This is a genomic window from Spirulina sp. 06S082, assembly GCF_034932145.1.
Lineage (GTDB): Bacteria > Cyanobacteriota > Cyanobacteriia > Cyanobacteriales > Spirulinaceae > CCY15215.
Map to the genome: position 1 here is coordinate 1 of NZ_JAYGHV010000045.1, position 12,688 is coordinate 12,688.

At 44.6% G+C, this 12,688-nt stretch carries 9 protein-coding genes and 1 pseudogene; 8 read left to right on the forward strand and 2 right to left on the reverse strand.

The genetic code is table 11. The annotated features are described in order from the left end of the window. Positions 1-981: 981 nt before the first annotated feature. Positions 982-2,424 (reverse strand): annotated as a pseudogene (locus tag VB714_RS05405) (tetratricopeptide repeat protein); the annotation flags it as partial. Positions 2,425-2,502: 78 nt separating this feature from the next. Next, positions 2,503-4,437 carry an adenylate/guanylate cyclase domain-containing protein gene (locus VB714_RS05410; protein WP_323221936.1) on the reverse strand — a complete coding sequence of 645 codons (1,935 nt, stop codon included), beginning with the start codon at positions 4,435-4,437 and terminating at the stop codon, positions 2,503-2,505. Positions 4,438-4,756: 319 nt separating this feature from the next. Here VB714_RS05410 and VB714_RS05415 point away from each other — a divergent pair, with 319 nt between their 5' ends. The 8 genes from VB714_RS05415 to VB714_RS05450 form a co-directional block, all read left to right on the forward strand. Beyond that, positions 4,757-5,707, forward strand: coding sequence for a glycosyltransferase family 2 protein (locus VB714_RS05415; protein ID WP_323221938.1), 951 nt, complete (start codon positions 4,757-4,759; stop codon positions 5,705-5,707). A gap of 132 nt (positions 5,708-5,839) precedes the next feature. Beyond that, positions 5,840-6,586 (forward strand): WecB/TagA/CpsF family glycosyltransferase, encoded by a 747-nt coding sequence (locus tag VB714_RS05420; RefSeq protein WP_323221940.1) that lies wholly within the window; start codon positions 5,840-5,842, stop codon positions 6,584-6,586. A 46-nt stretch (positions 6,587-6,632) separates the two neighbouring features. Beyond that, on the forward strand, positions 6,633-7,385 hold the full coding sequence (gene ftsE, locus VB714_RS05425) for a cell division ATP-binding protein FtsE (RefSeq protein WP_323221942.1): 753 nt from the start codon (positions 6,633-6,635) through the stop codon (positions 7,383-7,385). 152 nt (positions 7,386-7,537) lie between these two features. After that, the gene (locus VB714_RS05430) at positions 7,538-8,359 is read left to right on the forward strand and encodes an alpha/beta hydrolase (protein WP_323221943.1); all 822 of its coding nucleotides are present in this window, start codon (positions 7,538-7,540) and stop codon (positions 8,357-8,359) included. Positions 8,360-8,689: 330 nt separating this feature from the next. Continuing rightward, entirely contained in the window at positions 8,690-10,501 is a 1,812-nt protein-coding gene (mrdA, locus tag VB714_RS05435) for a penicillin-binding protein 2 (RefSeq protein ID WP_323221945.1), read from the forward strand. A 139-nt stretch (positions 10,502-10,640) separates the two neighbouring features. Beyond that, positions 10,641-11,477, forward strand: coding sequence for a pentapeptide repeat-containing protein (locus VB714_RS05440; protein WP_323221947.1), 837 nt, complete (start codon positions 10,641-10,643; stop codon positions 11,475-11,477). Positions 11,478-11,494: 17 nt separating this feature from the next. Then, entirely contained in the window at positions 11,495-12,244 is a 750-nt protein-coding gene (locus tag VB714_RS05445) for an ABC transporter permease (protein WP_323221949.1), read from the forward strand. Beyond that, positions 12,241-12,688 (forward strand): UbiA family prenyltransferase (locus tag VB714_RS05450; protein ID WP_323221951.1); only part of this gene is annotated, 448 nt, incomplete at its 3' end. The genes VB714_RS05445 and VB714_RS05450, both read left to right, overlap by 4 nt.

The following is a 12,688-nucleotide window of genomic DNA, read 5'->3' on the forward strand; positions in this document are numbered from 1 at the left end:
TGTCACCTATCTGGCTGAACGCGCCAAGCTCTTTGGTCTGATTAAAGCCGAGAGAAAACGACATCGAGAAAAAGATGCTATCTCTCGGCAAATTTGGGAACCTGTTCCCTTAAGTTGACACCAATGAATGCTTGCGCCCTCTTCTCTTGCTTCTCTTGCGCCCTCTTCTCTTGCTTCTCTTGCGCCCTCTTCTCTTGCTTCTCTTGCGCCCTCTTGAGATTTCCACGGCAAAGCTGCAAAAGGTAAGCGATTCAGTTTCCCATCCGCAACGATCGCCAAACGTTGATTTTTCAGCTTATCGGCAATGGGACCGAGAAGCATTTGTGAGAGTTCTTTCCCTTCACTGAGAGGGTTGCGATTTTCCGCTTGCAGGGCGTTAATATATTGTGCCGTAGCGGTCTCAATTTCGCTGCGAGAGGGTAGTGTATAAGCCGTAAAAGTGGTTTTGCTGACAACAAAAAGATGGCTTTGTTCTCCTCCGAGGGCGTATTCGAGGAGGAGGGTATTTTCATCGAGAATTTCCTGTTGAATCTTCTCTAAAGTGAGAGGTTGAGGATATTTGAGATTCGCATAGGCAGGGTTTTCACGGCGAATTTTAGCTTCAAGAGTTTGCAAATCTTTAAAGATGCGATCGCTTTTCTCTGTAATCCTTTCAAGGTCGGAATTACTATAACCACTACGATTTTGAAGCAGGTTGACGCGCTGTTTCTCAATGTTGCTTAGTTCTTGGTTGAGGCGTTTTTCTTCAGCGATAAGATGAGGGGGAAGGTCAGCTTTGAGGTTAAACTGTGCTTCAGTCAGTATCTCCGTGAGAGTGCGACCTCGGGAACTTTCGCTGGCTTGAAAGGCACGGACATCATAACCGCGATCGGGGTTTTGTTGATGCAGTTCCATCAAGAGATCGATATAAAAAGTGTAATAATCTTGAACAGAAGCAAAATAGGTTTGGCGAAGTTCCGTAGTAGGGGCTTTGGTGCGGAGGTCTTCTAGAATTGCAATAGACTTTTCCATCTGGACGATCGCATTTTCCAGATCGTTTTGAGCGCGTTGAGTGAGGGCAATATGATATAAAGTTCCCGCTTCTTTACTGCGATCGCCAATGGCACGAGAGAGAGGTAAGGCTTGCTGATAATAGTTTAAGGCTTTTTCTTTTTCCCCTAAAGCCCTATAGACTCGACCCATATTATTCAGAGTCACGGCTTCTCCAGCGCGATTGCCCACTGCTTGAAAAAAGTCTAAGGCTTGCTGATAATAGTTCAAGGCTTCTTGTCGTTCCCCTAAAAGATCGTAGACTAAACCGATATTATTAAGCGTTGCTGCTTCTCCGTCGCGATCGCCTACAGTGCGTCTCAAAGGTAAGGCTTGTTGGTAATAGTCTAAGGCTTCTTGTTTGTCTCCTAAATCGGCGTAAATTGTTCCCATATTGCTGAGAATATTAGCTTCTCCATTGCGATCGCCAACGCTGCGAGAGATGGGCAAGGCTTGCTGATAATAGTTCAAGGCTTCCTGTTTGTCTCCTAAAGCATTGTAGAGCAAACCGATATTGCTAAGAGTTCTTGCTTCTCCGGTACGATTGCCCACAGTACGGGCAATTGATAAGGATTGTTGAAAATAGTTTAAGGCTTCTTGTTTCTCTCCTAAATCATCGTAAACCTTACCCATATTGTTCAGTACCGTTCCTTCTCCCTCGCGATCGCCGATCGCCTGATAGAGAGATAAGGCTTGCTGATAATGCTTTAAGGCTTTTTGTTTTTCCCCTAAATCATCGTAAACTTTACCAATATTGCTAATCGTTACGGCTTCCCCATTGCGATCGCCAATACTTTGAGAGAGAGGTAAGGCTTGTTGATAATAATCTAAAGCCTTTTGTTTTTCTCCTAAATCATCGTAAACTTTACCTATATTATTAAGAGTAGTCGCGTGCCAATCTTGCACAACTTGCAAGGTTTCTCCGGTCACTTGTTGACTCAATGCTTGAAAAATCATCAAGGCTTCTTCGTTATAAGCTAGGGCTTCAGATTTAAAACCGAGGCGATCGTGAACGCGCCCTAACGCTACTTTTGTTGTTGCTTCATTAAAATAACTGCCACCGGATTGATATAACGGAATCGCTGCTTCAAACTTGGCGATCGCCTCTTGTAGAGATTCTGCTGTACCTTGACCCAACAATTCTAACCCTTCCTCAAATAACCGATCGGCTTCCTCAAATTGGGGATTCTGGGCGACCCATTGCGGTTGTTTGAGGGATTTTAAAGGAAATTGGCGATCGCTTCCTCCTTCAAGGATAGGGAAAGGAGAAACCACCATTTTCTTGGCCAAGATTTCGCCTGGCAAGGTCTGAGTTTTCGCCCAACTTGTTTCAATTCCCACCATTCCCGATAACAGCAAACCAGCCAATAGACTCAACCGATATCCCTTCAGCATGACCCAATTTTCCTTTTCCTTATCCTTTTGATTTTAGATGTTTCTGCGGCGATCGCCTTTCTTTATCTCAAATTTAAGCTAAATATTTTCCGACGATGAACGCAATCCAATAACGCGATAAACATCAATCAGTTGTTGTTTCCCTTTCAGGGCGATCGGTCCCCAAGATTCAACCTCATATCTATCTTGAAGATGGACGAGAGTTTCTTTCGCAATAAGAATGCGACAATCGGTAATTTGGCGCTCTTTTTTGCAGGCTTCGAGACGTGCCGCCGTGTTAACAGTATCTCCTAAAACGCCATATTCCAAACGATCCTTGCCCCCCAAAGAACCGACAATCACAGGACCTGTAAAAATCCCAATTCGCATTTGAATCGTCGGCAAATTGCGATCGCGGCACATTTGATTGATATCTACTAGGCGATCGCTAATCGCTAAAGCGCATTCAACGGAATGTTGGGCATCTAGTTCCACTTCAGCCTTCAGCAAGCGGGACATCGGTACGCCAAAAACCGCCATTACACCATCCCCAGTAAACTTATTAACAATTCCTTCTCGCGAAAGAACTTCCTGAGTAATTGCTGCCAAAATCTCATTTAACCAATCCAGTAAATCCTCGGGGGGCATTTTCTCGGAAACCGTACTAAACCCTTTAATATCCAAAAAGAGCAAAGTTGCAGTTAATTTTACCCCAGGCAGTTTTCCCGCCTTGAGCAGATTATCTCGCCCGCGCCATAGTGCCTCAGCAATTTCAGGAGATGTATTTTGTCCCAATAACTTCATCACAATTTGCTGTCGTCGATGGTCTTCGTAGGATTGATAGGTAACAACAACAGCAACGGAAATAGTAAACCCTAAAGCAGGTGCAGCCCAAGGAATCCATCCCGATAGGGTCACTAAAGCGAAACAACTTCCTGCTAAACCTCCCAACCCCATCGCAACACCAATACTCAAAAAAAGAGGATGGCGAAATTGCCAACCGATTAACCCCCCACAGAGACTCCAACCAAAAAGCCAAAGGATTTCCGCCCATTCCGGCCAAAACCAGACCAAAGGTCGTACTCCCGTAGCCGCATCAAGAATCTGACTGACCATCTGGCCGTGAACCACAACCCCTGGGGTTTTGCCATCTCCAGGTAAAGTTGGACTATAGGGAGTCAGCAGTCGATCTTGTAAACTCGTGGCGCTACTACCAATTAAAACAATTTTGTCTTTAATCCAGTCGGGAGAGATTTCCCCCGAGAGTACATCGGTTAGGGTGATTTCTCTGGCGAGATTTTGGGCAGTGCGATATTCTAAAAAGATTTGGTATCCCGCCGCATCTAACTTGCGATAACCTCCTGAAGTCGGACTGAGACGATAGAAAATTGTATCTCCAAGCTGCATATATCCAGGAGATTCTTGACTCGCTTCTGGGACAATTCCTAAATTAGCAAGATATAACAGTGCCAAGCGTAGGGAAAAAGAATATAAATTGCCACTGTCCTTGGATTCCGCAAAAAGGAGATTGCGACGAGCAACACTATCGGGATCGATCGCGATATCATTAAAACCGTGTTGTTCTGGGGGTGAGGCGGAAGGAGGCGGAGTCCCAGCCAGAATATCAATACTGCGAATCGTAATCAGATTGGGTTGTTTGAGTTGTTCAACCAGTTCTGCGTGACCCGGTTCGATAGGAAAGTCGCGATAGAGATCCAAACCGATCGCCCGAGGTTGAAAAGATTGTAAGCGGGCGAGAACCTTCGCTAAAGTACCATCGGGAATCGGCCATTTTTGTAGCGATCGCAAATCTTCTTCGGTAATGGTGATAATGACTAAGCGAGGATCGCTGTTCGGGCGATCGCGAATCCGTACTAGGCGATCGTGTAAGGAAAGATCCATCCCCTCAAATCCACCCAACTGCCGTAAACCCAGCATACTGCCGGTGACGATCGCGACGGAAATAGCAATGACTTTAACCCCTGTAAAATCGGGGAAAGAAGTGTGAACTTGTTTGGCTAATCGAGACAGCATTGATAATTTGGTTTCCATATTTGCTGGAAAGAATCATGAAATTTGAGGGAGAACTTCACTGCGATCCTTAATGCACCCACGCTTGATTCCTAATCCAATCAATTCAGAGAATTTGTCACCTCTTCCGGATTTCTATATACACGTTAACAAATTGGCCTCAATTCTAGAGAAAGGATGAGGCGATATTGATTTGCAAAAAGAAAATTTTCTTTTTTTCTCGAATTTTGCTGAAACCCTAAGCTAAAATGCGATCGCCCTCACCGTCAGTCCGAGCATCAGGAACCTCAGCCTAAAGGCGTGAGGCTTGAAAGAGAAATCTATGAAATTTAGTATTTTGATTACAACTTACAACCGTATCAAGTTGCTCGAACGCGCTCTCCAAACCGCCCTCTTGCAAACGATTCCTTGTGAAATTGTTATTATTGACGATTGTTCTGACGACGGGACAAAGGATTATCTCGAAAATCTCCCTCTCACTCTCCCCCAGCAAAAAATAATTTATCATCGTAACGAAACTAATCTCGGTCATGCTCAAAGCATCAATATTGGAGTCGCCCGAGCAACCGGAGATTGGATTAAAACCCTAGATGACGACGATTATCTCGATCCCCAATGTCTGGAAGTTATGCAGGAGGCGATCGCCTTGCGTCCCCAAGCTGCAATTTGCTCTTGTCGGGTCATGCAAGTGAATGGGAAGGGAGAGAATCTCTCTGAAACGAAATCTGTCGGAGTGGGCAATGTTTGCTATTTACCCCAAGAAGATATTCACTGCGGTATGCTCCTGGAAGAGGTTCCTTTCGGCACTCCTGTACAAGTAGCCTTTCGCCGAGATGCGTTTCTGCGATCGGGGGGTTGGGATTCCTATTTTGATGCTAATTTTGATGATATCGACTCATGGGTTAAAATTGCCCGCTTTGGAGATGCTATTTTTATTAATCGTTGTTTGGCTTACCGGACTATTTGGGACGGTGGTTATAATAAAAAAATTCCCATTTCCAAACGCTTACAAACTCATATTTTAATCAAGCAAAAAATTTATTCTCTCGTACATCCTAAATATCAAGAAAAGATTCCGCGTTTCACACAAATTGAATCCTATTTAAAACTACACTGGAGTTTAGCTGCCTTCAAGCAACGAGATTTTCTTCATGCGGTTCGGATTTTTTGGGAAGGTGCTTTTTCGCGAACGGCTTGGCAACTTCTGTATAAAAGATATTTATTCAAGGATCGGCAAACTGGTTCTTTTTTGCAATATTTAAAGCTCAAATAAATGAGGTACAATTTTGACAAGATCGAGGACAGTCCGCGATCGGGAATAGGCGATCGCGCATTCCTAAACTTGCTTTTCCGATCGAGATAAGATAGTTTTTGTGGATAAGTTCAAAAATTACATTGACTAACAATGTCGGTTCAACAACTTCAGGACGGGATTGAAGCGCCTAAACAATTCTCTGTGTTTCAGTTACCCGTTCATTTGTGTGAGGATTATACGAGTTGGCTGCGATCGCGGCTGTTGCAAAATTGTGGCACCCACGTCGTCACCCTCAACGCGGAAATGGCGATGCAAGCGGAACAAAATCCCCCTTTAGCAGCCGCGATCGCCCAAGCGGATCTGGTCATTCCCGACGGGGTAGGGGTGGTCTTCTACCTGCGCCTGCGCCAACAATTTCAACGTCGCTGTCCTGGCATTGAACTGGCGGCTTCTTTATTGGAAATTGCTGGAACAGAAGGAGAAGACTATCCCATCGCCTTTTATGGCGGCGCTCCAGGAGTGGCGGAACAAGCCGATCGCCGTTGGCGCGATCGCTTTCCTTCCCTCTCAATTATGAGCAGCCACGGCTATCTCTCAGACTCAGAACAAGTCAATTTTCAAAAACAACTGCAAGAAAAACAACCCAAACTAATCTTGGTCGGCTTGGGAGTCCCCCGTCAAGAATATTGGATTGCTGAAAACCGCGCCCTTTGTCCCAACGCAATTTGGATCGGTGTAGGAGGAAGTTTGGATATTTGGGCTGGAGTCAAGTCCCGAGCGCCGCGATGGTTGCGCGAAAATAACTTGGAATGGTTTTATCGTCTTTATCAAGAACCTTGGCGTTGGCGGCGAATGCTGGTTTTACCCCATTTTGCCTGGCGCTCCTTGGTGGGTTAAGTCACAACCCCCAGATTGCCCCATTCCACCTCCTATATCCCCAAAAATGCTTGAGCAACAAGAAAAAGTATCTACCCCCGTAAAAGCCAAACAGCCAGAGGTTTTGCACCGAAAAATCCTGCCTACAGAGGTGATGATCCGCTTGCAAGATGTCTCCAAAATTTATCCCAATGGCATATCTTGCTTGCAGAATGTCAACTTGAACTTAAAACGCGGCGATTTTGTCTTTATCACGGGTGCATCGGGAGCCGGAAAATCGACCCTTTTAAAATTACTCTACGGGGAAGAACACCCCACCACCGGGCGCGTTTACGCCAACGGCTGCGATGTCAACCGACTGCGAGGCGATCGCCTCGCTAAATTTCGGCGGCGCATGGGCATTATTTTTCAAGACTACAAGCTCATTCCCAACCGCACCGTTGCTGAAAATATTGCCTTTGTCCTGCAAGCACAAGGGAAACGACAGCAAGAAATAGAGCGGCGACTCATCCCCACCCTAAAAATGGTCGGACTGGCTGATAAAGCGGACTGCTTCCCCGATCGCCTCTCAGGAGGAGAACAGCAACGGGTCAGTGTTGCGAGGGCGATCGTCGGTACCCCACCCTTATTACTGGCCGACGAACCCACAGGCAATTTAGATGTCGAAAATGCCACGCAAATTTTACGAACCCTGCAAAACCTCAACACTTATGGAGCCACCATTATTGTCACCACCCACGATCGCCAATTAGCTGCTCTCTCGGAACGTCCGGTTTTACAACTACATCAGGGGCATTTGTATTGGGTGAAAAAACCCTAAGCAGGAAACTGGCTTGGGTGTCAAGAAGAGAACAAATTGCGATAATTATCCTGAAAATTTATCGTTTATTTTGGAGATAAATTGTGCCATCATAGGTCAAAATCCATTTTGCCCTCCAAAACAAGTCAAACTCAGCAGTAATTTTAGATTAGATGCAATCGCCTTTACGTATCTCCCGCATTCAACTCCCCCAAGGACAAATTTTCTGGCGAGAAGTCGGCAAGGGAAAACCCATGATCTTCTTACATGGTGCTTATGCCGATAGCAGTCAATGGTTAAAGGTTATCGACCATCTGGAAGGACACTATCACTGTTTCGCTCCAGACTTGTTAGGATTTGGTGAATCCGAACCGCCCAATAATATTCATCAATCAATTGCCTTGCAAGTTGAATGCCTTGCTGAGTATATTGAAGCCTTGCGATTAGAACGCCCTTATTTAGTCGGTCATTCCTTGGGGGGTTGGGTCGCCGCTAGTTATGCCGCAAAATATGGAGAACGCCTAGAAGGATTGATCTTAGTCTCCCCCGAAGGAATAGAAGTAGAAGAACAAAAAGATCGCTGGAAGATTGAAAAATTACTCATCGATCGCACCCCCTTATTTTTTTTATTAAAGGCGATCGCCCCCTTGGCATCAATCTTGAGATTGCGAAAAAAAATTGATGCCCTTCTGACCAGGCGATCGCTTTTGGTAGAACATCCCGCTTCGTGTCAGTTACTCTTCGATCGCAATCCTGCTGAAATGCAGCAAGAATTTCTCAATGAGAAACTAAGTCAATTTCAGACACCGACACTGATTTTACAGGGCGGACAAGACAAACCCGCGAACCTTGCCCAAAGCAAAGCCTACGCCAAGGCGATCGCGCGAGCCAAACTTCGCGTCATGAAAAATGGCGATACTCATTTAATCGAAGACTGGCCCGACAGCATCGCCCGAGAAATTCAAGACTTTGCAGGCGTTCCCGTACCCATGTAAGATATCGGCAATTCAAACTCAATTGAGAGGAAATTATACGGAAACAGGACTTCTCTCTGAGAAAAGAGAAAGCATATCCCCAAGAGAGAGTTCGTTAACAATGCTCTTCTCCTACAATTCTCCCAGAGAAACCCCTTGCCCACAAACTTTGTCCTTATGGAAAGAATTTTCCAGACTTGGGTAGCTCGCAAGGGAGATTGCAAAGTACAATTGTCAGTAAACTTTCTTCGGGGAAATCCCGAAACCCAAAAAATCCAAGAGTGTAGTGGCAAAACAACAACCACCTCTCGCGGGGCATTGTTCAATGGATTTATACAAAAACGATAACCCATGATGCGAGTCGGCCATCCCACAACAACGACCTTAAAGCCATCTTCCCAAGTCGGGCGAAAACAAACCCCGAGAACAGTTGGCGGACAATACCAATCCGTGATTGTTATGTTGATTATCAGCCTCTTTTTACTCGGGGGGATTGGCTCTCGTCTTGCCGTTTTACAACTGGTGGAAGGCGAGAAAAATAAGGAATTAGCAGAGAACAATCGCATTCGCATTGTGCCTCGGCAACCTGTACGCGGCACCATTTTCGATCGCAAAGGGCGAATTCTAGCCAGCAGTCGCTTATCTCATTCCGCCTATGTCTGGCCTCTTGCCCAGAAATACGAAACCTGGGAGACGAGTGTTATTCGATTGTCACAAATCCTTAACATTCCCCCTGAAGAAATTCGGAAACCAGTAGAAGCAGCCGGTTATAACTCCCCCACTCGCGTTCGTATCGCTCGGGGTTTAAACGCGAAACAAATTACAGCGATTCAGGAATATGGTTTTGAACTCAAAGGGGTGGATGTCGATATCGAACACGTCCGGGATTATCCTAACAAAGCAAACGGTTCCCACATTTTAGGATATACCGGAGAACTCAATGCTGAGGAACTAGCGGAACGACGCAAGGAAGGCTATCGCCTTGGGGATATTGTTGGCAAAATGGGAGTAGAAGAAGGGTTTGAAGAAATGTTGCGGGGAGAATGGGGCGGCCAGCAGGTCGAGGTAGATGGCGAAGGAAAAGTGGTCGAAATTTTAGGGGAAAAAACAGCGAAAGCGGGGAAAGATGTCACTTTAACCCTCGATCTCAATTTACAGAAAGTAGCGGAAAGTACGTTAGGTCGGCGCAAGGGAGCAATTGTGGCGATCGATCCCAATAATGGCGCAGTATTGGCAATGGCCAGTTATCCTGCCTTCGATCCCAATATTTTCTCAAAACGGATTTCACCGGAACAATGGAAACAATTACAAGGACAGGGTAATCCTTTTGTTAACCGTGCTTTACGAGGTTTCCCTCCCGCTTCAACCTTTAAAGTTGTTACCGCCACCGCCGGGATGGAATCGGGGAAATATCCTCCCAATACTGTTTTACCCACGTTTGCTTATTTACGGGTAGGAGGGACAGCTTTTGGAGAGTGGAACCGTGCGGGTTTCGGTCCGATGGGCTACATACGAGCAATGGCCTGGAGTAGCAACACTTTTCACGGACAAATCGGGCGTGGAGTGGGAGGAGAGGTGTTGATTGATTGGGCGCGTCGTTTTGGTTTCGGCCGAAAAACAGGGATTGAGATTGCCTCGGAAGCACCGGGTTTGATTGCTGATGATAAATGGAAACGAGAGCGGATGAATTGGGAATGGACGGCGGGAGATACGGTGAATATGTCTATCGGTCAGGGTTTCACCCTCGCAACTCCTCTGCAAGTCGCGGTGATGTTTGCGGTACCGGCTAATGGTGGCGATCTTGTTAAACCCCATTTACTCAAAAACCAAGAAGAACAGAAAAATTGGCGCGAACCTCTTAATTTAAAACAGTCTACTATCTCTACTCTTCGTAGTGGCTTGCGTGCCGTGGCTACAGGAGGAACTGGTACTGCTGTTAATCGCGCTGGTGTTCCCTCACCCGCCGGGAAAAGCGGGACGGCTGAAGCCCCTCCAGGTCAGGCTCATGCTTGGTTTGGTGCTTTCGCTCCTTTTGACAATCCTGAAATTGTCGTGGTGGCTTTTGCGGAACACTCTGGCGGGGGCGGGGGTAAGGTGGCGGCTCCAATGGTGGCGCAAGTTCTTGATGCTTACTTCTCTTTGAAAGGACAAGGAAAATGGTAGGTAATTTAGTTGATAGTTGATAGTTGATAGTTGATAGCGGACTATTAACTATTAGGTGGAAACTAACGGGGTGATGCTTTTTTCGATCTTGATTTTATTTAGAGTATAAATTCAATTTAATCTCTTTCTGGATGTCAAAATGAACTTAAGAAGATACAGAAAATCGACCTCTTTGCTACTTTTAATGGTTCTTGCGATCGCCAGTTTATTGTTATTCTCTCCTACAGGATTAGCAGATATTGGCATAAATCCAAAGTTAGGGCAGGAGAATGATAAACAAGCAACTTCAATGTTTTGTCTTTTTGGTTGTCAAAGTAACTCAAATTCGAGTCCAGAATCGTCTCAACAATCAACAAATAAAAATTTTAGTGGTAAAGATTTATTAGGGAGTCGTTTTGATGGTGCAAATCTTCAAGGTTCAAGTCTTCATAAAGCTAATCTTTCCAATACCGATCTGAGCAATGCGAATTTAACACGAGCCGATTTATCGGGGGCAGATTTAACCGATGTTAAAATTAGCCAGATTAAAAATATAGATTCCCTCGATTTTGGTGGTATAGATTGGAGTAAGATTCACTTGAGCGAAAGTGAAGCAATTCAATTTGCTCGCTCTAATTTACAACAAAATGATATTTTTGAATTAGCTAAGGAGCGATTAAGCGATCGCGATTTACTGATGCTTCTCAAAACCAATCATTTTAATATTGATTTAACAGATTTTGATATCTCAAAGGTCAAGCTGAGTGACAAGGTATTACTGAATTTAATTAAAAGTAATCTTAACAATGGCAGTTTTTTGCATTCTGCTACAATTGTGCCACAGGATTTACTCGATCTCTTAATGAATCAAAATCTTTTGGTTAAAGTCGATCTAACGGGTGCAGACTTGCACGATACGAATTTCAGTGGTGCTAATTTACAAAATACTATTTTAAATGGTGCCAAAATGCCGAAGGGAAAGATTTATCGACCTTAAAAAAATAAATCACTGCAATGGCTTTTTTCTCTGGGTTGATATTTCTCTATATGTATTTGCCGATTTTTGTGCTGACATTTTACAGCTTCAATGAGTCGGAATATAGTGCGGAATGGACGGGATTTTCTTGGGCATGGTATGTTAAGTTATTTGCCGATGGACGCATTTTACAGGCGTTAACGAATAGTTTGGCTGTGGCGACGATCGCCACTGCGATCGCGGCTATTTTAGGGACAATGATGGCGGTAGGTTTGGCCAAATATCGCTTTCCTGGGAAAACTTTATATCGTGGGGTTTCTTATTTGCCTTTAATTGTTCCCGATATTGCGATCGCCATCTCAACGCTGATTTTTCTGGCGGTTTTAGGCATTCAATTAAGTTTTTGGACGATTGTGGCTTCTCATGTTGTTTTCTGTTTAGCTTATATTGCGATCGTCGTTTCTTCTCGTTTCACCCAGATCGATCGCCATCTTGAGGAAGCCGCATTAGACCTCGGTGCAACCCCTCTACAAGCCTTTATACAAGTCTTATTACCGGAATTAAGACCTGCAATTATTGCGGGATGTTTGCTGGCTTTTGTCTTGAGTTTTGATGATTTTCTCATTTCTAGTTTTACGGCTGGAGTGCGATCGACTACACTACCTATAGAGATTTTTAGTCGCATTCGACTCGGAGTTAAACCTGATATTAATGCTTTGGGTGTTCTTTTAATTCTCTTTTCCGGTTGTATTGCTTATATTGCAGAATCAATGATTAATGAACAATGATTAATGAACAATTATCAATAAAAAAAACACAAATCCTCAAGAATTTTTGGCAGTTTTCTCGACCTCATACGATTATTGGCACAAGTTTAAGTGTATTTGCTCTCTATTCTATTGCTGTTGCGATCGCCAGAGATGCTTGGGGTATAACGAGTTTATTGGATTTAGCGATCGCCTGGGTTGCTTGTCTGTGTGGCAATATTTATATTGTGGGATTAAATCAACTTGAAGATATTGCGATCGATCGCATTAATAAGCCTCATTTGCCTTTAGCTTCGGGAGAATTTTCTCGCAATCAAGGACAATGGATTGTTGTTATTACAGGCATTTTGGCATTACTTTTGGCGACTTTTGGAGGGCATTGGCTTCTGGCAACGGTGGGGATTAGTGTAGCAATTGGTACGGCTTATTCTCTGCATCCTATCCGTTTAAAACGTTTTCATCTTT